18 protein-coding genes are annotated in these 21,342 nt (G+C 47.6%); 13 read left to right on the forward strand and 5 right to left on the reverse strand.

Annotation, left to right across the window (positions count from 1 at the left end):
• Window positions 1–175 precede the first annotated feature (175 nt).
• The 3 genes from ACE5LO_RS23095 to ACE5LO_RS23105 all read left to right on the forward strand — a co-directional run bounded on the left by ACE5LO_RS23095 (window position 176) and on the right by ACE5LO_RS23105 (window position 5,211).
• On the forward strand, window positions 176–1,996 hold the full coding sequence (locus ACE5LO_RS23095) for an assimilatory sulfite reductase (NADPH) flavoprotein subunit (protein ID WP_375522316.1): 1,821 nt from the start codon (window positions 176–178) through the stop codon (window positions 1,994–1,996).
• Between the two features lie 219 nt (window positions 1,997–2,215).
• On the forward strand, window positions 2,216–3,943 hold the full coding sequence (cysI, locus tag ACE5LO_RS23100) for an assimilatory sulfite reductase (NADPH) hemoprotein subunit (RefSeq protein ID WP_375522317.1): 1,728 nt from the start codon (window positions 2,216–2,218) through the stop codon (window positions 3,941–3,943).
• A 299-nt stretch (window positions 3,944–4,242) separates the two neighbouring features.
• Entirely contained in the window at window positions 4,243–5,211 is a 969-nt protein-coding gene (locus tag ACE5LO_RS23105) for a glycosyltransferase (RefSeq protein ID WP_375522318.1), read from the forward strand.
• On the opposite strand, the gene ACE5LO_RS23110 is transcribed toward ACE5LO_RS23105, so the two are convergent.
• Together ACE5LO_RS23110 and ACE5LO_RS23115 are read right to left on the reverse strand one after the other, a co-directional pair.
• Window positions 5,208–6,503: a DUF6395 domain-containing protein gene (locus ACE5LO_RS23110; RefSeq protein ID WP_375522319.1), complete on the reverse strand. Its 1,296-nt coding sequence runs from the start codon at window positions 6,501–6,503 to the stop codon at window positions 5,208–5,210. The genes ACE5LO_RS23105 and ACE5LO_RS23110 overlap by 4 nt on opposite strands.
• A gap of 24 nt (window positions 6,504–6,527) precedes the next feature.
• Window positions 6,528–7,307, reverse strand: coding sequence for a polysaccharide deacetylase family protein (locus ACE5LO_RS23115; protein ID WP_375522320.1), 780 nt, complete (start codon window positions 7,305–7,307; stop codon window positions 6,528–6,530).
• A 192-nt stretch (window positions 7,308–7,499) separates the two neighbouring features.
• Between ACE5LO_RS23115 and ACE5LO_RS23120 the strand changes: the two genes are divergently transcribed.
• The 3 genes from ACE5LO_RS23120 to ACE5LO_RS23130 all read left to right on the forward strand — a co-directional run bounded on the left by ACE5LO_RS23120 (window position 7,500) and on the right by ACE5LO_RS23130 (window position 11,578).
• Window positions 7,500–8,825, forward strand: a complete 1,326-nt coding sequence (locus tag ACE5LO_RS23120; RefSeq protein WP_375522321.1) for a nucleotide sugar dehydrogenase — start codon at window positions 7,500–7,502, stop codon at window positions 8,823–8,825.
• A gap of 105 nt (window positions 8,826–8,930) precedes the next feature.
• Window positions 8,931–10,277 carry a phenylacetate--CoA ligase family protein gene (locus ACE5LO_RS23125; protein WP_375522322.1) on the forward strand — a complete coding sequence of 449 codons (1,347 nt, stop codon included), beginning with the start codon at window positions 8,931–8,933 and terminating at the stop codon, window positions 10,275–10,277.
• A gap of 35 nt (window positions 10,278–10,312) precedes the next feature.
• Window positions 10,313–11,578 carry a phenylacetate--CoA ligase family protein gene (locus ACE5LO_RS23130; protein ID WP_375522323.1) on the forward strand — a complete coding sequence of 422 codons (1,266 nt, stop codon included), beginning with the start codon at window positions 10,313–10,315 and terminating at the stop codon, window positions 11,576–11,578.
• A 166-nt stretch (window positions 11,579–11,744) separates the two neighbouring features.
• Here the strand turns inward: ACE5LO_RS23130 and ACE5LO_RS23135 are convergent, their stop codons facing one another.
• From ACE5LO_RS23135 to ACE5LO_RS23145, 3 genes are read right to left on the reverse strand one after another with little or no spacing between them, the layout of a single operon-like run.
• Window positions 11,745–12,227, reverse strand: a complete 483-nt coding sequence (locus tag ACE5LO_RS23135) for a hypothetical protein (RefSeq protein ID WP_375522324.1) — start codon at window positions 12,225–12,227, stop codon at window positions 11,745–11,747.
• A gap of 33 nt (window positions 12,228–12,260) precedes the next feature.
• A complete protein-coding gene (locus ACE5LO_RS23140) occupies window positions 12,261–12,869 on the reverse strand; it encodes a hypothetical protein (protein WP_375522325.1) in 609 nt (202 codons plus the stop codon).
• A gap of 21 nt (window positions 12,870–12,890) precedes the next feature.
• On the reverse strand, window positions 12,891–13,124 hold the full coding sequence (locus tag ACE5LO_RS23145; protein ID WP_375522326.1) for a hypothetical protein: 234 nt from the start codon (window positions 13,122–13,124) through the stop codon (window positions 12,891–12,893).
• A gap of 240 nt (window positions 13,125–13,364) precedes the next feature.
• Between ACE5LO_RS23145 and ACE5LO_RS23150 the strand changes: the two genes are divergently transcribed.
• From ACE5LO_RS23150 to ACE5LO_RS23180, 7 genes are all read left to right on the forward strand, one after another.
• On the forward strand, window positions 13,365–13,955 hold the full coding sequence (locus ACE5LO_RS23150; RefSeq protein WP_375522327.1) for a hypothetical protein: 591 nt from the start codon (window positions 13,365–13,367) through the stop codon (window positions 13,953–13,955).
• A 176-nt stretch (window positions 13,956–14,131) separates the two neighbouring features.
• On the forward strand, window positions 14,132–15,877 hold the full coding sequence (locus ACE5LO_RS23155; RefSeq protein WP_375522328.1) for a hypothetical protein: 1,746 nt from the start codon (window positions 14,132–14,134) through the stop codon (window positions 15,875–15,877).
• 49 nt (window positions 15,878–15,926) lie between these two features.
• On the forward strand, window positions 15,927–16,880 hold the full coding sequence (locus ACE5LO_RS23160) for an aldolase catalytic domain-containing protein (RefSeq protein WP_375522329.1): 954 nt from the start codon (window positions 15,927–15,929) through the stop codon (window positions 16,878–16,880).
• A gap of 29 nt (window positions 16,881–16,909) precedes the next feature.
• Window positions 16,910–17,494 (forward strand): 4-hydroxybenzoate synthetase, encoded by a 585-nt coding sequence (locus tag ACE5LO_RS23165; RefSeq protein ID WP_375522330.1) that lies wholly within the window; start codon window positions 16,910–16,912, stop codon window positions 17,492–17,494.
• Between the two features lie 40 nt (window positions 17,495–17,534).
• Window positions 17,535–18,320 (forward strand): alpha/beta fold hydrolase, encoded by a 786-nt coding sequence (locus tag ACE5LO_RS23170; RefSeq protein ID WP_375522331.1) that lies wholly within the window; start codon window positions 17,535–17,537, stop codon window positions 18,318–18,320.
• 171 nt (window positions 18,321–18,491) lie between these two features.
• Entirely contained in the window at window positions 18,492–19,826 is a 1,335-nt protein-coding gene (locus ACE5LO_RS23175) for an amidohydrolase family protein (RefSeq protein ID WP_375522332.1), read from the forward strand.
• A 163-nt stretch (window positions 19,827–19,989) separates the two neighbouring features.
• Window positions 19,990–21,219, forward strand: coding sequence for an MFS transporter (locus ACE5LO_RS23180; protein ID WP_375522333.1), 1,230 nt, complete (start codon window positions 19,990–19,992; stop codon window positions 21,217–21,219).
• The last annotated feature ends 123 nt before the right edge of the window (window positions 21,220–21,342 follow it).

Genomic DNA, 21,342 nt, shown 5'->3' on the forward strand with positions numbered 1-21,342 from the left:
GAAAAAAACTTTATTTCCCCGGTCTTTTCCGTTTTATCAGCAGAATTGATAAAACATATAAAATGAATATAATTGACCAGCATCGCCTGCTGTGATAGGTTCAATAGAGCGAAAAATAATTTGGATCAAAATACTAGGATTTCATACAACAGCAGTTTTGCGAGGTGGGATATCGTTGGAATTACAAGTAACTAACAGCCCTTTTAATCAGGAACAAGCGGAATTGCTGAATCGTGTTTTGCCTACACTTTCAGCGGCACAGCGAATCTGGCTGAGCGGATATCTTGCGGCTCTTCAAGGAGCCGTGGCTCCGATTGCCTCTGCTGATGCAGTTCCGCAGGCGAACCTCCCGGCGACAGCAAGCATATCCAAGGAGGTCACGGTCCTCTTCGGGTCTCAAACGGGCAACAGCAGTGGATTGGCGAAGAAGACGGCCAAACTGCTTGAAGACCGCGGCTTTCAGGCAACAGTGTCCTCTATGGGGGATTTTAAGCCTAATACATTGAAAAAACTGCAAAACCTGCTGATCGTTGTCAGCACCCATGGGGAAGGCGAGCCACCGGATAATGCGATTGCCTTCCATGAATTTCTGCACAGCAAGCGGGCTCCTCAGCTGGAGGAGCTGCGTTATTCCGTGCTGGCGCTGGGTGATACTTCCTATGAGTTCTTCTGCCAGACAGGCAAAGATTTCGACAAGCGTCTGGAGGAGCTTGGCGCCGAGCGGATCGTACCGCGTGTGGACTGTGATGTCGATTTTGACGAACCTGCAGCGGACTGGATGAACCAGGTGGTTCAGGCACTGGGGCAGGCTTCCGCCTCCACAGTCATCCCCGTTTCCGCAGGCTCGGCTATAGGAAGCGGGGCGGACACGGAATATTCGCGGACCCATCCCTTCCATGCGGAGCTGCTGGAAAACCTGAATTTGAATGGCCGCGGATCGGATCGTGAAACCCGGCATATCGAGTTGTCCCTGGAAGGGTCTAATCTGCAATATGAAGCAGGGGACAGCCTGGGCGTTTATCCGGAAAACCACCCACACCTGGTGGACGAACTGATTGATGCGATGGGCTGGGAGCCGGAGGAGTCCGTCGCGCTGAAGAATGGTGACGCGCTGGCGCTGCGTGATGCGCTGCTGCGCCATTATGAAATTACGGTCTTGACCAAACCGCTGCTGGAGCAGGCGGCGCAGCTCGTTCCTGACAGCGGAATTTCCAAGCTGCTGGAGCCGGGACATGAGCAGGATTTGAGAAGCTATATCGAAGGCAGAGACCTGCTGGACCTAGTGCAGGATTACAGCCTGAAAGGGGTTCCTGCTTCAGCATTTACAGGAATACTGCGTAAAATACCTGCCCGCCTGTATTCAATCGCCAGCAGTCCGAAGGCATTCCCGGATGAAGTGCATCTGACCGTGCGGACAGTGCGCTATGAATCGCAAGGACGGAACCGGTACGGTGTATGCTCCGTACAGCTTGCGGAGCGCGTCCAGCCCGGCGACCGGCTGCCGGTATACGTTCAGCATAATCCGGGCTTCAAGCTGCCGGAGAATCCGGACGCTCCGGTCATTATGATCGGACCGGGCACCGGCGTAGCTCCGTTCAGAGCTTTTCTTGGCGAACGTGAAGAGACTGGGGCCGCAGGGAAGACATGGCTCTTTTACGGGGATCAGCACTTCAGCACAGACTTTTTGTACCAGGTGGAATGGCAGCGTTGGCTCAAAGAGGGCGTTCTTACTCGTATGGATGTGGCATTCTCCCGTGACAGCGACCGGAAGGTGTATGTCCAGCACCGGATGCTGGAAAAGAGCGGTGATCTCTATCAATGGCTGCAGCAAGGTGCTTACATCTACGTCTGCGGGGATGAGAAGAAGATGGCGCATGATGTCCATGCCGCCCTTGGAACCATCCTGGAGCAGGAAGGTGGGCTGAGCCCTGAGGAAGCTTCGGAGTATCTGGTACGCATGCAACAGGAAAAACGTTATCAGCGGGACGTATATTAGAGGTAGTTCAAAAGTCAGCTTTTGATCACGAAGTAGACCAGGAAGCGGACTCGACATCGAATCTTGAATTCAGCCGGGCCTTCCGGTGCTCACGTACCCAAAAGTACGCTCCGCTCCTCAGTCCCTATCTTCATCCAATCTTCTCGGTGCTGAAAACCTGACTTTTTGAACACGCACTATTATGACGACAGTCCCATGATTACGAGAGGAGATGCAAGCATGGCACAAAATCAATTTTATCCCCCCCATGACCAGCCGCACAGTGATGTCGAGGACATCAAGCGACGCAGCAATTATCTGCGGGGCAGCCTGACTGAGACGTTGCAGGACCCGATCACCGGGTCCATTCCCGAGGATGATAACCGGCTGATGAAGCATCACGGCAGCTATATGCAGGACGACAGGGATCTGCGGAACGAGCGGGCCAGACAGAAGCTGGAGCCAGCCTATCAGTTCATGCTGCGCGTGCGGGCGTCCGGCGGGGTGGTCACCCCCGAGCAGTGGCTGATGATGGACCGGGTCGCCCATAAATATGGAAATGGCACGATCCGACTGACCACACGCCAATCGTTCCAGCTACACGGCGTATTGAAGTGGAATCTGAAAAATACGATCCGCGAAGTCAACGATGCACTGTTGAGTACGCTGGCGGCTTGCGGCGACGTGAACCGGAACGTCATGGCCAGCCCGAATCCTTATCAATCCGATATTCATGGCGAGGTGTACGAATGGGCATGCAAGGTCAGCAATCATCTTGATCCGCGTACCAGAGCTTACCATGAAATCTGGCTGGACGGGGAGATGGTCGTCGACAGCCGGGACGAAGGGGAAGAGCAGGAGCCGATCTACGGTTCTGTTTACCTGCCCCGCAAATTCAAAATCGGCATTGCGGTCCCGCCATCCAATGACGTGGATGTGTTCTCGCAGGACTTGGGTTTCATCGCTGTCGTGGAGGATGGCAAGCTGCAGGGCTTTAATGTTACCGTAGGCGGCGGCATGGGTATGTCGCATGGTGATCCGAAAACGTATCCGCAGGTGTCCAAGGTGATCGGGTTCTGTACACCGGAGCAAATGATCGAAGTCGCTGAAAAAACCGTAACGATCCAAAGGGATTACGGTGACCGTGCGGTAAGGAAGCACGCCCGCTTTAAATATACGATTGACGACCGCGGGCTTGATTGGCTCGTACAGGAATTGAGCAGCCGCCTGGGCTGGAGTCTTGCGGAAGCGCGTCCTTATCATTTTGACAGCAATGGCGACCGGTATGGCTGGGTGAAGGGCAGCAACGGAAAGTGGCATTTCACACTGTTCATCCAGAACGGCAGAATCAAGGACGAAGAGGACTATCTGCTGATGACGGGACTGCGGGAGATTGCCAAAATCCACACCGGCGATTTCCGGCTTACCCCGAACCAGAACCTGATTATCGGCAGCATAGGACCGAAAAAGAAGAAAAAAATCGAGAAGTTGATCAGTGAATACGGGCTCACCGACGGCATCCATTATTCTGCTCTGCGCAGAAATTCCATGGCCTGTGTCGCTCTGCCAACCTGTGGTCTGGCAATGGCTGAATCGGAACGGTATTTGCCGACACTGCTCTCTAAAATCGAACCGATGCTGGAAGAGGCCGGCCTGCGGGATGAAGACATTGTGATCCGCATGACCGGCTGCCCGAACGGCTGCGCCCGTCCAATGCTGGCCGAGCTTGCCTTTATCGGGAAAGCGCCGGGCAAATACAATATGTATCTGGGCGGCGGTTTTACAGGCAACCGGTTGAACAAGCTGTATAAGGAAAACACCGGAGAGGCTGAAATTCTCGAAGAACTGCGGCTGATCATTACCCGTTATGCCAAGGAACGCCAAGAGGGTGAGCATTTTGGCGACTTTGTAATCCGGACTGGTTATGTAGAGGAAGTGCTTGACGGGCGTGAATTCCACGTATCCTGATGGCAGAAATGAAGAAGGATATCCACGCTGATGCAGACGATGGATATCCTTTTTTTGCGTCTGTTTCGTCGGGTAACTCTGTGGTTGGACTGCAAATGAACAGGCACAAATAATCACCAGCCTACATACACAAGAAGAGGGGTGTCAGCCTAGTATTGAAATCTAATACGGATCGGATGAACGGGGGATTATGAATGAGTCAGGGCAGAATACTTTTTGTTCCGACAAATGGGAGTGGTTTGGGTCATTTGACCCGCCTGCTTGCCTTGGCAAGGAGAATCAAGAAGCTTGACGAAGCATTGGACATCATTTTTCTAAGTACAAGTCCGGCAATGCATCTGGTGATGAGAGAAGGTTTTTTAGGGTATTATCAACCTGCCAGGAGCTCATTTTCACAGGATTTCACAGCAAGACAGTGGAACGGATTGTTGTACAAACAGTTATCTGCGATATTGCAATTACATGAACCGGATATGCTGGTCTTTGATGGTGCAACTCCATACGACGGGATTGTTTCAGCTTTCTCCAAACATCCATCCATGCACAAAATATGGGTCAGAAGGGAACAAAATAAGAAGGGGCCGAACAGACAGACTCGAAATGAGGCCAGTCTGTTCGATAAAATTATCGTTCCGGGTGAAGCAGGAGTTGAATTAAGAAAGGAATCAGAAAATATAAGCTACTGTGAACCCGTAATCTATTTGGATAAATCCGAACTGCTGTCAAGGGAAGCCGTACGAAAAGAATGGCGGCTGCGCCCGAACGATAAGCTGGTCTATATCCAACTGGGTGCAGGCAATATAAACGACATCCATCCGGTAATAGCAAACATAATATCCGTTTTAGAGAAAAGACAAGATGTAAGAATCGTACTCGGGGAGTCGATGATCGGAAAGAGATTGTCTTTTGAAAGCGATAATGCCATGATTCTGCGCGATTATCCCAATTCCCTGTACTTTAACGCCATTGATGTGGCCATTTCCGCTTCGGGCTATAATACCTTTCATGAATTGATGCATTTTGGAGTACCGACCATTTTTATTCCCAATGAAAATACGAACCGGGATGATCAAGTGGGAAGAGCCATGCGCGCAGACGATTCCGGTGCGGGACTTTGTTTAATCAATCCGGGCCCGGATGATATGATGCAAGCTTTGAACAAGGCTCTTGACTCAAGAATAAATCAAAAAATGAGAGCTGCTGCCGCCCGACTTGCTGCACTGAATGGTGCTGATGAAATGGCGAGGCTGCTGCTTACTTATATTTAAAAGGATGGATAGGTGTCCAAAGCAGTCCTCAACTCGGCTGCATATTTTTGAAATTCATCGGTAGTCCGATAAGTCTCCAAATCCCAGCTCTCCGCCTGTTGCTCATCTTCGGAATTCATTACATTTAAATGTTTCGTAATTTGCTTTTCGACGAACCCGCGATACTTCTCAGGCAGCAGGTGAATGGAGGGCCGATACCATTTCTCCATCCACTTCACAGGAAGGGTATCGCCCCGGGTTCTTTTTTTCAGCTTCTTCATCACCGGGTGATCCCCGTTATAGTGGGCGGTAATATAGGCAATGATATTTTCCGAATGAATAGGAAATTGATTCAAGGTTTTCTTTATATGAGGAAGACTGAACAAGCGGTCAAGCTCGGAATAACCTGGTGTTGATTGTTCAAGAACATCATCCAGCAAACCTTTTCTGAAGCATTTCCAGCATGTTGCACACGGCTTGTTTGCAGTACCACGCATACAGGAGCGGGCAATCGTACAATAGGCTGAGTTTTTAACGATGATTGACGTACCGACTTCGCAGATTCCCCCGGTTACCTGGTTGAAGGGCATGCCTGCCAGTTCAAAAAGCTTTCCCCATCGATTGAAGTGAAGTCTTTGATTATAGTCGGCGAATTTAAGATGACCGACCTGATAGGCTGAGTCCATCACCGTTCCCCATGCGATACTATCCAGCCCTGCATAATCTGACAACAACAAGGCGGGTACCGCGTTCGCAATATCCACTGGAAAACCGACAGGTTCTCTTACATACTCAAGATTTGATTTAATGATAAATACATTTCTTCCTTCATTTCTCAACGTATTGCAGGCGAATAAAGCTGCTTCCTTGTTATACATTGTTTTTTGATGTACAGGTATGATCCTTTCCAGGAAAACAATGCAGGAATTGGCTGGCATCAGCAATAACGCGGCGGTAGAATCGACTCCACCGCTATAGGCTAAAGCCGGAACGGAAGATTGAGGAGCCTGTCTTGGTGTTAAGTGGGGATCTACAGGTAAAATTTCTTTTTTTGTAGTACGTTTGAACAAGTCATGAAACTGCTGGCTTACCCCATGAGGCAATAGGATGCGGGATCCTGCAAAAGGATAAATGATTAACAGGGAAGCCAATGCCAGTACATCGGGGTGGACCTTTTTGATGTCCCAATCAGGAGGCAAATGGATTTCGCACGACGTTTCTCCCATTTTCATGTCAGATCTGGGCAGGTCGTCATGTTGTACACGAAAATGAAATTTCAGCAGTCCCTTTGTACAACGGTATTCAATTTGCATGATACCCCCCCAGCGAAATTATGATTATTGTTCGGCATAATTTAATATCAATTGTATGAGACTTTCAGGGGATAAATCCCCTTCGCCTGCGTTAATACGTTTCACAAGCCATTGTCCTGTATGATTTAGCCCTCTGTTAACCGTAAAAAATAATTCAATCCCCATGCTTTGACCCATTTCTACGACCTTGTCATTATAAGCTCCAAAGGGAAAGCTTAATAATTTCGTTTGTTCGCCAAGCTCCTCCTGTATTCTGTTCTCTATGAGAGAAAGATCATCCAGAACTCTATGTTCATATTCGATTGCGGATTCCAACCGATTCTCGTTTTCCAGAAATTGAGGGCTGGTAAGCAGACGTTTATTCTCTCCGTAATTTGAATTGCGATGGTGATTATAAGTGTGACTATAGAAGCTGAATCCGTTTTGCTTCATTTCACGCATCTGGTCCCAACTGATTCCGCGGCCTGCATCGATTTTCTTGCCAACTATGAAATTGGTGGCTTTAACGCATCTTTGCATAAGTAATGGGTATGCGTACGTGTAGAAGCTTTTTTCACCGTCATCAAACGTGATGACGACAGCATTGGGAGGGATGCGTTTTCCTGACTTCATGAATTTGATGAAGCTTTCCATATTGATGATTTTGAATCCGTTTTGTTTCAATGCGTCCAAATGTTCGCCAAACAGACGAGGAGTTAGACAGTATGGTGAATTTAAATGGACATCCGGATCGAGATCGTGATACGTAAGTACAACTGCACAATCTCTATAATATACTTTGCCTTTCCTCTTAGATCGGGACACCGTTCAACCTCCCTTCTGTTGCTTAACTATATGCGGTTCATGAGCCGAAGAGTGTGGGATGGACACCAGACCGCCACTAAAATCAACCACTGCCCAATATAATGAAATACCTCTTTGACAATACTATTGCCCATACCAAAATAAACCACCCTCCATAGTTTATAGAATACGATGTAGTGAAAGGGGATGGCCATGAGCCTAAGCAATATAGACCCGGATCATTCAAACGAACAACGGATCGCCATCGTTGGCCTAGGGTATGTGGGTTTGCCGTTAGCAATACTCCTGGTGCAAAAAGGCTTTAGAGTTGTTGGAATAGATACTGATCCCACAAAAATCAGCAACATGAATCAAGGAATAAGCCTTATACCGGATATTGCCGGTGATGAAGTAAAACTATGGATAGCTGAGGGCCGCTTAACACCTACAACGGATTACGACAAAATCAAAGATGTGGATACGATCATCATTGCCGTACCTACACCGTTAGGCGAGGATCGAAATCCGGAGCTTTCCTATTTGGAGAGTGTTGGTATGGCGCTGTCTTCCCGTATAAAAAAAGGGCAGCTAATCATCCTGGAAAGCTCAAGCTTTCCGGGGACAACCAGAGACATACTAATGCCGCTTCTTGAAGCCAGCGGGCTGCAAATCGGGCGAGATGTTCATTTGGCCTACTCGCCCGAGCGTATTGATCCTGGCAATAAGGATTATGGTCTGGAACAAGTCCCTAAACTTGTAAGTGGTCTTACTGAAGATTGTATGGATCGTGTTTTCCGGTTTTACAGTAAAGTGTTTGATCAAGTTTTCAAGGTTTCTTCTCTTGAGGTTGCTGAGCTTTCCAAACTGCTCGAAAACACCTATCGGCTCATCAACATTTCGTTTATGAATGAATTCGCGCAATTATGCGACAAGCTGCAAATTGATGTATGGGAGGTCATTAGCGCATCCAGCACGAAGCCTTATGGCTTTCAGGCCTTTTATCCGGGTCCGGGAATAGGAGGCCATTGTATACCGGTTGACCCTTTATATTTGCAGTGGAAAGCCAAACAAAGCGGTTTTCAGAGCGAGTTCATCACACTTGCTCACACTATGAATGAACAGATTTCAAGTTATATTGCGAATCAAATTAAGAAGCACTTATCATGCGAGACAGACCTCAAAGACGTAAATATCCTGATTTATGGAGTCACCTATAAAAAAGACACCTCTGATATCAGAGAATCCCCTGCTCTGTCCCTCATGCGCGTGTTGCTAAAGCTGGGTGCATCGATCCGTTACCACGATCCCTACATCCCTGAATTTTCACTTGATGGCTGCAAATACAGCAGCGAGTCATGCACAGATGACCTCTTCGAAAAAACAGACTGTGTTCTAATCGTTACAGATCATTCTCAAATCCCTATTGAGCGCATATTAGAAAAATCAAAATTTGTTTACGATACACGAAACGTAACGAAAAATTGGTCAGGCAAAGCCACTGTGGTTCGATTCGGAGGGGGGAGGTTCGGGGCAGTTTAATCCATTTATCGTTTCACTTTTTTATTTGGGCATATGTCGATTGTAGACTGTTTTTTAATTACTTATTATAAACGGAGTGTTAGGAGAAAAAAGGGAGGTTTGCCCATGAGATCTCAGTCCCATAAGATGACCGTTTCCATAGACCAGCATTCATCACATTTGGAACCGTTAAGAACGTTCTTCAATCAATTGGACAACGAAGACACAACCATCGAAAAACGATCTCGTCAGCAGCGTGATGAATATCAACTGAAAGCCATTAATTTAACGCTTGAGCATGTCTGGAAAAACAATGAATTTTATAGATCACTGCTGGAGGAAGCCGGATTTAAGCAGCCCTCGATTGATCGTCTTGAGCAATTATCTTCTGTACCGATGCTGAAAAAAGACGTCATTCGCGGGGACAAAACGAAGCTCTTGTGTGTCGATCCTAAAGAGATCGGCCAGGTCCACCTTACAAGCGGAACAACGGGAAAACCGATTTACACTTCATACACTTTAGCCGACCAGTATATTTACGATTTATTGCCCAAATATCCGGTTCTGTTTCCGGAGACAGTAACCGACGTGGGCGCCGTTGCGCTTCCATATGAGTTCGCATTGCCTGGGCTAGGGTTCCAGCGTTTGCTGCAGTTTTCGTTTGGGGCGACGGTTCTTTCCCTTGGCAAAGGCGGGTACATGGCACCTGTCGACAAATCCCTGGAGTTAATGAAGGAGTTTCAGGCGAGCGTGCTTGTGACCACCCCTTCATATGCAGCCCTTTTAATGGAAGAAAGCGAGCGCTTTGGTATTAAACTGGGCCAGGACATTCGTTTGCGGCGCATATTGCTGACAGGAGAAGGCTGTTCCAATACATTCCGCAGCCGCTTGGAAAAAGAGTGGGGTTGCGAAGTATCGTTCTTTTACGGATCGACAGAGTGCGGCGGAATTGCGGTTGAGTGTAGGGAGCACAAAGGGTATCACGTCATGGAAGGCCATGTTAGGGTGGAAATTGTCGACCCTGTGTCGGGGAAAGCGCTCGAATACAATGAAACCGGTGAAATCGTCGTTACGACACTGCTGAGGGACGGAATGCCGATGGTACGCTATCGCAGCGGCGATATTGGTTATTTGCAAAAATCTCAGTGTGATTGTGGAATTACGATGGACATATTACATCTTAGAGGCAGAATGGAAAGTATGCTGCAGTTGAATGGTAACGATTATTCCCCGTTTTTATTGGAGCATTTCCTGATGGAAATTCCGGACATTAGCTTGTGGTACCACTTCATTGTCGATCAAGGGAATTTAATTATCGAGGCTGAACCGTACCGCACATCATTAAGCAACGAACAATTGGCGGCAAAAATTCGGAAACATATGCTGGATCGCCTGGGCATTGCCTGCAATGTTGAAATTAAACACGCGCTGCCTCGTACATTCGGCAAAGCAACGAGAATTTTCATTCGTTGAATTGTTGAGTTTAAATGAGGGGAGAGTCAATCTCAATGTCCAACACTCTTATGAACAGGGAACACAAATTTCAGGAGCTGCTGACACGTATCAAGAAAACGCCTCTTTATAGACATAAGTTGGCAGGATATGCAACTGCAAATGTTGGGTTGGAACAAATTCTTACCCTGCCGCTAACGATGAAAGAGGATCTTCGGAAAGGCGGCGCCTTCAGCTATCTTGCTGTTAACATGAAGGAAACAGCGCAATATCACGAATCGTTCGGGACAACGGGAGAGCCGTCGGCGTCCTGGTTTACCCGGGATGACTTGGAAACAGGGGGAAATCAGATTTTAGTATGCGGAGTTGGAATGACATCGGAGGATGTTGTGCTCATTCGGTTTCCTTATGCGATGTCACTTCCCGCCTTTTTGGTCCAGCATGCATGCAGGCAAGCCGGTTCCCTTGTCGTGCCTGCCAGCGGCCGCACTCCGGTTACGCCTTATCCCAGAGTGCTGGAGCTTATGAAACGTCTGGGTGTTACCATTATCGCAGGTCTTCCAAGAGAAATGGAGTTGTTGGCGGAGACGGCGCGTTTACTGGGCTCGGACACCCAAACGGACTTTCCTGCCCTGCGCGCGATTTGCACTGCCGGTGAATTGATGGGTGAGCCTCGCCGGGAACATATCGCAGGGCTGTGGGGAGTACCGGTATACAATCTGTATGGTTCCACTGAAACCGGCAATATCGCAGCCATGTGTGAGCATGGTATCATGCACGTCGTTGAGGAAGATTTTCTCGTTGAGGTATTGAAGGAAGACGCCTCCGCACCCGTTGCCCCGGGAGAGAGAGGGTTTGCGGCGTTGACGATGCTGTCCCATCAAGCCTCCCCATTGCTGCGCTACTTTAATGAGGACATCATCTCCATCGAGCCCTGTGATTGCTCCTGTGGCCGAAGCGGAGGCAAGCTGGTTCATTTTGGCCGGTGCAAAGAGCGGATTCGTATCGGCAGGGCAACATTGGACAGCAAGGATATTCAGGATGCTGTATATTCATTGTTTCCCGCACCAGATGCCTGGAAGGCGGTACAACAAGTAAACGGACTTCATTTTATGTTTGATTCACATCAATCTTCAAAATGGGAGATTCATAGCATGCAGACTCAATTGTCCGGGCTGTTGGGCGTAGCTGTAACTGTAGAGATTGCCGGGGAGAGCATGTTATTGGACCGTGAGGAGCTTGTTCGTAACGACATTTCAAAGAAGCCGGTGTATATCCAAAAGCTCGAATCCGGTGATCCTGGTGCGGCACACTTCAACTAGCTGAAAATAAAATCCAGTGAAACCTGCGCGAATGAATAGCGCAGGTTTCTTTGCGAGAGGCAATCTCCCGAATACAACGGATTGAAAAGGCCCTAAACCGGATAACCCCGGTTTAGGGCCTTTTCATGATTGCGATGGTTGCACCTCATGATGGGAGGGTCAGTGCTTAGCCTTTTCCAACTTTGAATGCTTTAATCATCTCGGAGAAGTCCTCTACGGCCCTCTTCATTTTTTCGTTAGCCATACTCGTTCCGTCTTTAACGGCTTCCCTGAATTTTTTGGCATCAACCGGGTCTGGCTTAACGGAGTCTTCCAGTGCGGTCACCATTTTTTCACCGACCAAAGCGGCACCTTCTTTGACGGAAACTGAAATTTTATGGACCAATACGGAGGAAGGTTGGATAAATCCGTCTACCGCTTCCAGGATCTTATTATTCTCCCCTTCTTTAACGGCAGTCGTCAATTTTTCGACAAGTACAGAGGACGGCTCTGCGAATTCAATTACCGCCTCCATAATTTTTTCGCTGGATCGATCGGCACCATCCTTAACGGCATCAGCGAATTTGTCGGTCAAATGGCCACTTAAGCTTGCAAGCTCCTTCAACAATTGCTTTGCGAAAACAGAAAATCCTTGATTTACATCGGTCATGTGCTTCACCTCCCCTGATGTTTATTGATCGAATTACGAGCTGCTTTCTGAATTCTTACCCTTGCGCAGCTTTTGATCTATCAGACGATGATACTCCGGATCATCTGTCTGCTTCAGCAGTCTACTCCAGCACATTTCGGCCTCCTGCAGACGATTTATCCGGTGGTATGCCTCACCAAGCTCATAGATCAATTTATTATATGTCTCTATTGAGAGACTGCCTGGGTAACGAAGCTCCCAGTCGATGAGGAAGAGATAATCCTCAATCACCGTTTCCGTGCGGTGGAAGAACTCTTCAGGGAGCCGAAATGCGATATTACCACGCAGCCTGCGGATTCTGCTGTTTGTTGGATCGGCATTCACCGCCCCATCCAGCAGCTTTAAGCTGCGATTCGCCCACTGGAGTCGTGTCATCGGGTTGGATTCATCCCGGGAAATTAACGACATCACGCTGCCGTGGAACGCATCGGCAACAGGATGGCCCGGATGATCCAGCCGCAATCTTTCAAACTCTTGATGGGCCTTCCATACAGCTTCCGTTTTCCCTGCGACGGCTTCATTATGCAGATCGACGGCCTCGGCCAAGCGCTCCTCGAACGACTTCGGCTCGTTTTGGTTCTGATCCGTTGTTTCTTTATTCAAGGGATAGCACCTTCCTTTGCATTAGTGTAGTTCTCTTGTCTCAACCGGCCAAATCTCGTGCTGAAGGGGATCAGTCGGAGCCGATTCCTGTTCGGGTGTGGTCTGAAACAGCGAAAACAGTGTTCCTCCTTTTCTATGGTTTTTCGATATCATGATGACCGTGGCAATAAGAATAAATAACAAGATAAATACGGTAAATGAAAGACAAAAAACGAATAGCAACGTTTCCGCTTTGCTCCTCGTTTTTTTATTCATTTTTTTCAACTCCTTTGTTCCGCGTCACCCATCTTTTGGGAACCGATATGTTTTTCATTGTATGGTCACCGTTCACTAGGAGTGTTGGGCATCTGTGCCTGGTTGAACGCTAATGTAACGGTTATATGGGCCATGGCACAATGTGCTGGAACGGAATTTGAAGTTCCGCTCCTGTGGGTATCGAATATGAGCTTTTAGTAATACCATGACATAAAAACAAACGGGCAGGGAGGAACACCTGTGTATGATAAGTTGTTATTATTGCATGATGATGATAGGGAATGGAAGCAATTTATCCAATATGAACTGAGCAAATTACTATCTGATGACAAAGGCATTTCAAGTCCTCGCAGAGTTGTACAGGAGGCACTTCAATTCGCATTTCTCCATTTGGCTTCATACCTGCTCGCCCGATTGAAAAAATCCGGAGAGCAAGAAGAAGCAGCAAGTGATTTTGTGCCCGAACGGACTCCGTATCATCCAGAACCACCTCTGTCTATCGATGAAGATGGATTTGAAAAGGTTTTGATCGCAGGGAGGCCAGCCAGCTTAGACAGAGAAGAAACATCCGAAACCGAACCAATGCCTGTTGGCGGCACCATTTCCCCGAAATCAGTCCCGAATGAGTTTCAGCAATTGTCGTCATATCGTCCCGCCCTCTCGGAAAAAGCCGTGGAGCAGGAAGCTCCGGCAGTTGATTCTGTGCTCGAACAGATAACGGATCATCAAGGGCCGCTTATTTCCGAAGAAGCGGCAGAACTTGAAACGGAAGAGGCTTCCAAAAAAACCAAACTTATTTTAGGAACCGATATGTTTTTAATTGTATGGTAACCGTTCACTAGGGCGTGTTGGGCATTTGTGCCTGGTTGAACGCTAATGTAACGGTTATATGGGCTATGACACAATGTGCTGGAACGGAAATTGAAGTTCCGCTCCTGGGGGTATCGAATATGAGTTTTTAGTAATACCATGACATAAAATCAATAAACGGGCAGGGAGGAACACCTGTGTATGATAAGTTGTTATTATTGCATGATGATGATAGGGAATGGAGGCAATTTATCCAATATGAACTGAGCAAATTACTACCTGATGATGAAGGCATTTCAAGTCCTCGCAGAGTTGTACCGGAGGCACTCCAATTCGCATTTCGCCATGCGGCATCTTACCTGCTGGCACAATTGAAAAAATCGGCGGAGCCGGGAGGGCCTGCTCTTCATGCTGTGATTGAACAGATACCGGATGATCGCGGGGGTAACCATTCCAACGATGATTCGGACTCCGAGGAGGATGGTGCTGAGGAGGAGGAGGCTGCAGAAATCGCTAACCTGGATGCTGAAGTAAAGGATTCGATCGCGGAGCCGGCTACTTCCACCCTGGAAGAAGAGGTTGAATCTCTGAATACGGAACCGGTGCTGCACGATGAGGAAGACAATTGGACGCAATTTATTCAAGCAGAACTGGGTAAATATCAGTCTGGTGAGACGGACAAATCACCGATTGAAGCCATTGCTTCGACGGTGCTTCCTTTCGCATTTCTCCATTTGGCTTCGTACTTGCTCGCCCGATTGAAAAAAGCCGGAGAGCAGGAAGAAGCGGCAAGTGATTTTGTGCCCGAACGGACTCCGTATCATCCAGAACTACCTCTGTCTATCGATGAAGATGGATTTGAAAAGGTTTTGATCGCAGGTTGGCCCGCCAACTTGGACAGAGAAGAAGCATCTGAAACCGAACTGATTCCTGTTGGTGGCACTATTATCCCGAAACTAGTCCCGGATGAGTTTCAGCAATTGTCGTCATATCGTCCCGCCCTCTCGGAAAAAGCCGTGGAACAGGAAGCTCCGGCAGTTGATGCTGTGCTCGAACAGATAACGGATCATCAAGAGCCGTTTATTTCCGAAGAAGCGGCAGAACTTGAGAAGGGAGCAGCTGCCAAAAATCTTAACCTTATTGCTACAGAAATTGCAGATATCGCCCCGGCTGAGAAGCCTGTCAACTCCAATAAAGAAGAAGCGGCCGCTGAGGATCAAATACCTGTTGACGGCACTCTTTTCACGAAATTAGTCCCGAATGAGTTTCAGCAATTGTCGTCATATCGTCCCGCCCTCTCGGAAAAGGCTGTGGAGCAGGAAGCTTTGGCGGTTGATTCTGTGCTCGAACAGATAACGGATCATCAAAGGCCGCTTATTTCCGAAGAAGCTGCGGAACTTGAGAAGGAAGCGGCTGCCGAAAGCCCTAACCCTGTTGCTTCAGAAATAGGCTTAGACATAGGGAACGTTCACTCACACACAATAGAATCTGCTAACAACCAGAATAGTATACCAGCAGAGAAAACAGCTCCTCCACAAGAAGTGAACAACTTACCGGTTGGTAAAATCACATCGCAGTCCCTACCGACACCGTCAAATCCTTGGGTGTGGTTTCAGCCTGCCTCTGCACCGAAACAAACAGAGCAGGTTCAAGAGAGCGTATCGCGAACCGATGCGCAAAATTCCACTGAGCAAGCAATTCGAACTCCAAGATCAAGAACATCAACAGGCTCTTCACAGCGGAAAAACAGACAAAAGAGTTTCTCTACTAAAAGAAGCTTGAAGAGGAAACCTCGCAGAAAAGCACGGTCTAAAAAAAGGGGGACGCTGAGAACCAAAACAACCCTTAGACGATTGCGTATAGGCAGAGGTGTGCGCAAATCCGGTATGAGAATTCGTAAAAAGAGAAAGATAAAGGGTCTCAGAATGAGCCCCGGCAGATGACGACGATCTTCGTATTTTCCAACTTCTCTTTGGAAGGAGTCTATCTCGCATGAAGGACAGGACGAATCACAAAATTATCGACTGCACCATACGTGACGGGGGACTGGTAAACAATTGGGATTTCAGCGTCGAATTCGTACAATATCTCTATAAATGCTTGAATGAAGCTGGCGTTGACTATATGGAGATCGGTTACAAAAATTCACCCAAGCTGCTGAAAGGCTCCGAATCCGCTGGTCCCTGGCGTTTTCTGGATGATGATTTTGTACGCGATGTCATTCAGAATAAACTGGCCACCAAGCTGTCCGCTTTGGTCGATATCGGCCGGGTTGATGAAAACGACATCCTGCCGCGTGAAAAAAGCCCGCTTGATCTCATTCGCGTAGCCTGTTATATCCATGAAATCGATAAAGCGCTTGAACTGGTGCAACTGTTTCATGACCGCGGCTACGAAACAACATTGAACATCATGGCACTCTCCAACGTCAAAGAGGGGCAGCTTGATGAAGCGTTCGAGATGATTTCTGATAGTGTCGTAGACGTTGTGTATATCGTGGATTCTTACGGAAGTCTGATGCCAAACGATATCCACTGCCTGGTGACAAAGTTTCGGAAGCATCTGCAAAAAAAGCGCATCGGCGCACATATGCATAATAATCTTCAGCTGGGCTTTGCCAATACTCTGGAAGCTGCGAATCATGGTGTCGAGCTGCTCGATTGCTCCGTTTACGGGATGGGGCGCGCCGCAGGCAACTGCCCTACAGAGCTATTGCTTGCCCAGCTGAAAAATGTGAAATACAGTGTAGGTCCCGTCCTTGACATGATAGAGAATTACATGATTCCTCTTCGTGAAAAGGAAGAATGGGGTTATATCATACCGTACATGATCACGGGAATGCTTGACGAGCATCCGCGTTCTGCCATGGCATTTCGAAGATCCGCCGCTAAGGATAAAGTGCTCCAATTTTATAATATGCTGACTGTGCCTGATGTTAAAGGATGATTATAACGCAATTTGATGGAGGGTTCAGAATGGCGAGTATTGAAGTCAGGGATATGGACTCAGCGTTGAACTTTCTGCAGATGCTTTTATTTAAAATATTGTTGATTACGGATGGACGGACTACTGATATACTCGAAACGTTGATGGATGAAAGCATGTCTGTTCAGGTGCTCAGACAGGAGCAAATCAAGGAAGAGCAGCAAGCACATCCTGGCGGTGCTTCAGGAGCTCCTTTTTACTTAAGAGAATCTATTTTAATTGGTGCAAAAAGTAAATTAGTTGTATCTCACAATATTGCGCTCGTAAGCTCGAAACACGTACCTTCCGTCATGTTTGAGGCCATTGCCACAAAACAGGAAGGGATCGGAAAAACCATAAGCACATTGGGTTTGCAAACCTCGCGTAAGATCGTCGATTACGGATGGAGAAGCGATGATGAAACGATCGATTTGTTTCAACAGCCGATGAAGCTTTATTTTTCCACGATGAACCATGTTAAGACGCCTTACAAGACATATTCTATTGAATTCGGCTCCTATCCAGGCATTTATTTACTCGAATATTTTAATCCGGATATGATTGCTTACCGGTTAGAACAAGTGTTGACGGCTTGAGTACAATAAGTGTGAGATTTGAAGCTGGGAGTGGTAGATATTGAATAAGGTATTCGTCAACGGCGTAAATATTTGTTACGAGTCGGCTGGAGAAGGATTTCCTTTGATCGGTATTTTGGGGAGAGACAGCAATATGAATTGGTGGCACCCGACCATGAAGGAGGGGTTAAGTGAAAGCAACCGCTTCACCATGCTTGATAATCGGGGAACAGGGGGGAGTGATGCACCGGACGAGGCGTATAACATTTCAGATATGGCCAAAGATGTCGTCGGACTGATGGATGCGCTTGATATCGACAAGGCACATATTTTAGGCATTTCCATGGGCGGCATGATCGCGCAGGAGATTGCGATTGAGTTCCCCAAGCGAGTGGCGAAACTGATTTTATGCAGCACGACCAGTGGAGTAACCAGGGCGTTGCCTTCTTTACGGATGTTAAAGTGGATGTCGCGCAAATCCTCGAATTTTTCCCCGCAGGATACGCTGCAAATGCTTTTTTCCCATACTTATATCCAAGAGAATCCGGACAGGATCACAGAATTCATCGAACGGATGCAAATCGCTCCACCGAATCCCAGAAGCATGGAGATTCATCAGCAAGCTGTCAAAAAATTCGACTCCTATGAGCGGCTCGGAAGGATCACTGCGCCTACGCTTATTCTTCACGGCGAAGAAGATTGGGTCTTCCGTCCGAAGCACGCCAAGATTCTGAACCAGCGCATCACCGGCTCCAAGTTGCTGATGATGCCAAACGCCAGCCATGGCATCTTTTCGCAAGAGGGTCCCAAGGTGCTGGATGAGATCCGTCAATTTATTAAGGAATGAAACATGGCATTCAATTCAGAAATATGTTCAAGCGAAACGTCTTTTCCCGTTTAACGGGTCCATAGGCGTTTCGCTTTCTTTTTTTAGGAATCATTATTATAACTTAGCAATATTATTCGATTAGTACACATCATGTTAAATCATTATCTATATTTAAAAGGAGATGAATGCATGACTCATAAGTATTTAATCAAAAACGGCTGCGTATTGACCATGGACAAATCAATAGGAAATTTTACAAAGGCGGATATTCTCATTCGTGATTCTCGTATTGCGCAGATAGGACCTGATCTGCACAGCTCTGATTGTGAAACAATAGATGCCGCCGGTATGATTGTCATGCCCGGATTGGTAGATACTCACCGCCATGTGTGGGAATCCCTGGTCCGCAGTATCGGTACGGATTGGTCTTTGCCCACCTATCTGCAAAATATTTATTACAGCGGATATGGGAGCAGGCTGCGTCCTGAGGACAGCTACATAGCCAATTTGCTGGGAGCCCTGGAAGCATTGAATGCCGGTGTAACGACACTGCTTGACTGGAGCATGAGCTATTCGCCCGATCATACAGACGAGCTTATTCGCGGATTGCAGGATTCCGGAATTCGGGCGGTCTTCGCTCTCGGGGTTTCCGGTGAGCTGGAATATTGGAACCGCGAGAGCAGGCTCATGGTTTCGGAGGATGTGAAGCGGGTAAAACAGCAATATTTCTCGTCTAACGACCAGCTTTTGACCCTGGGTCTGGCCATGCGCGGTCCTGAGTTCAGCCATTGGGACACCACAGTAGAGGAACTACGGATTGCCAGAGAGCTAGGGATACCCAGCTCCATGCATCTGGGTTTCGGCAATTGGGGACCTCATGACCACTCCGTCCAAAAGCTGTACGAGGCTGACCTCCTTGGACCAGATGTGAACATCGTTCACGGGAACACCATGAGGTACGAAGAATACAAGATGCTCGCCGATTCCGGTGCATCATTGTCTGTTACTCCCGAAATCGAAATGATGATGGGGCATGGTTATCCGGCCACTGGATTCTTCATTGAAAATGGGGGAACTCCCACGATTGGTGTTGATGTGGTCACGTCAACCGGAGGAGATCTGTTTTCTCAGATGAAGTTCTTGATGCAAGCCGAAAGGGCGCGTGCTAACCAGAAAATTTTAGAAAATAACGAAATGCCGGCTCAATTAAATCTATTAACCGCACAGGTCTTGCACTTTGCTACCAGCGCAGGGGCCAAAGCTTTGCTGCTTGATCATAAAATAGGTACCCTTGCTCCCGGCAAAGAAGCGGATCTGATCATGATTCGGACCACGGATCTTAATATGTTCCCGGCCAATGATCCTGAAGGGGCTGTTGTGCAATTTGCCAATCCCGGAAATGTGGATACAGTGTTTGTTGCGGGACGTCCTGTAAAGCGGCATGGAAAGCTTCTACATGTCGATCTGAAGCATGTGCTGAAACTGGCGGAGAAGAGTAAAGATTTTATTTTTCAAAATGCATAACCCTGCGAACTTTTCGGCGGCAGTTATTTTGCCAGCTCGATCATTTCATGAATGACCGGTTAAGGGTGCAGCAGATGCTGCACCCTTACTGCCGGTTTCTCCGCAACCAGGTTCATGTTATATAATGGATGTATCAATGACAAGGGTGCAAAGGAGAGAACTCATGAACTCAGACAGGAACTGGAAAAGGAATACTGCGCTTTTTTTATCCGGCCAGACGATATCTCTATTTGGATCATCGTTGGTTCAATATGCCATTATGTGGTACATCACGCTAAACACCCAGTCAGGCATCATGATGACCCTTTATATTCTTTGCGGTTTTCTGCCGACCTTCATCCTCTCGCCATTCGCAGGAGTTTGGGCGGACCGTTACAACCGGAAAAAACTGATCATCTGGTCCGATTCGATCATTGCCTTTTCAACGCTGGTGCTCGCGCTCTTGTTTCTGGCGGGATATCATTCGACCTGGCTGCTTTTCGTAGTAGCAGGCATCAGAGCGTTGGGAACAGGAGTACAGACACCTACGGTTGGCGCATTGCTGCCGCAATTGGTCCCAGGGGACAAGCTAACCAAAGTGAACGGGATTTTAGGCAGTCTGCAATCCGCTGTTATGCTGCTGTCTCCCATGCTTAGCGGTGCTTTGATGACAGCAGCTCCTATTGAAATTATTTTCTTTATCGATGTCGTTACGGCGGCTATTGGGGTTTTGATTCTTTTATTTTTTGTACAAGTACAATCCCATGAGAAGGCAGAGAAGGGGCAGGCCATCAGCTATTTTGAAGATATGCGCATTGGCTTTTCTTATATCAGGGACCACACTTATGTACGAACCTTTTTTATATTTATCGCCATTTTTATGGTCTTTGTGTCTCCGGCCGCATTTTTGACTCCATTGCAGGTGACACGCAGCTTTGGCAATGATGTATGGCGCCTGACCGCTATCGAGATCGTCTTTTCGATCGGCATGATGGCAGGCGGCTTGCTGATGGCTTCCTGGGGTGGTTTAAAAAACAAGGTTCATACGATGGTGCTTTCCAATCTGGTGATTAGCATCTGCACCATCGCGCTTGGCATTGTCCCTGTTTTTTGGCTGTATCTTGTGATCATGGGCATTTTTGGCATAGCGATGCCGATGTTCAATACACCGTCCAATGTGCTGCTGCAGCAGAAGGTGGAGGAGAATTATCTGGGCAGAGTTTATGGCGTTTACGGGATGCTGAGCAGCAGCATGATGCCGTTAGGAATGCTTGTATTTGGGCCGATCGCTGACATTATCGCCATTGAATGGCTTCTGATGGGAACCGGGGTGTTTCTTTTGATTGAAAGCCTTCTTATGCTGCGTAGCAAAACGCTGATCGAGGCTGGAAGCCCTGATAGAATGACAGAGTGATCAAGAAAGCAAAAAAAAGGGGGAATCCCCTTCATATCAATACATTTTAACGAAAATATACGCTAAGTCTTCGGATGTGACCGGCTTAGCGTTTTTTGTTTTTCTTACTCTAAGATTTATAGC

This window comes from Paenibacillus medicaginis (assembly GCF_042138635.1).
GTDB classification, from domain to species: domain Bacteria; phylum Bacillota; class Bacilli; order Paenibacillales; family Paenibacillaceae; genus Paenibacillus; species Paenibacillus medicaginis.

What these genes read in the sequence shown, in the direction of transcription:
- ACE5LO_RS23130 (WP_375522323.1), top strand. Translation starts at nt 10,313, where the DNA reads ATGTCCAACACTCTTATGAACAGGGAACACAAATTTCAGGAGCTGCTG.
- ACE5LO_RS23175 (WP_375522332.1), top strand. Translation starts at nt 18,492, where the DNA reads ATGACTCATAAGTATTTAATCAAAAACGGCTGCGTATTGACCATGGAC.
- ACE5LO_RS23125 (WP_375522322.1), top strand. Translation starts at nt 8,931, where the DNA reads ATGAGATCTCAGTCCCATAAGATGACCGTTTCCATAGACCAGCATTCA.
- ACE5LO_RS23180 (WP_375522333.1), top strand. Translation starts at nt 19,990, where the DNA reads ATGAACTCAGACAGGAACTGGAAAAGGAATACTGCGCTTTTTTTATCC.
- ACE5LO_RS23145 (WP_375522326.1), bottom strand. Translation starts at nt 13,124, where the DNA reads ATGAATAAAAAAACGAGGAGCAAAGCGGAAACGTTGCTATTCGTTTTT.
- ACE5LO_RS23120 (WP_375522321.1), top strand. Translation starts at nt 7,500, where the DNA reads ATGAGCCTAAGCAATATAGACCCGGATCATTCAAACGAACAACGGATC.
- cysI (WP_375522317.1), top strand. Translation starts at nt 2,216, where the DNA reads ATGGCACAAAATCAATTTTATCCCCCCCATGACCAGCCGCACAGTGAT.
- ACE5LO_RS23165 (WP_375522330.1), top strand. Translation starts at nt 16,910, where the DNA reads ATGGCGAGTATTGAAGTCAGGGATATGGACTCAGCGTTGAACTTTCTG.
- ACE5LO_RS23160 (WP_375522329.1), top strand. Translation starts at nt 15,927, where the DNA reads ATGAAGGACAGGACGAATCACAAAATTATCGACTGCACCATACGTGAC.
- ACE5LO_RS23110 (WP_375522319.1), bottom strand. Translation starts at nt 6,503, where the DNA reads ATGCAAATTGAATACCGTTGTACAAAGGGACTGCTGAAATTTCATTTT.
- ACE5LO_RS23135 (WP_375522324.1), bottom strand. Translation starts at nt 12,227, where the DNA reads ATGACCGATGTAAATCAAGGATTTTCTGTTTTCGCAAAGCAATTGTTG.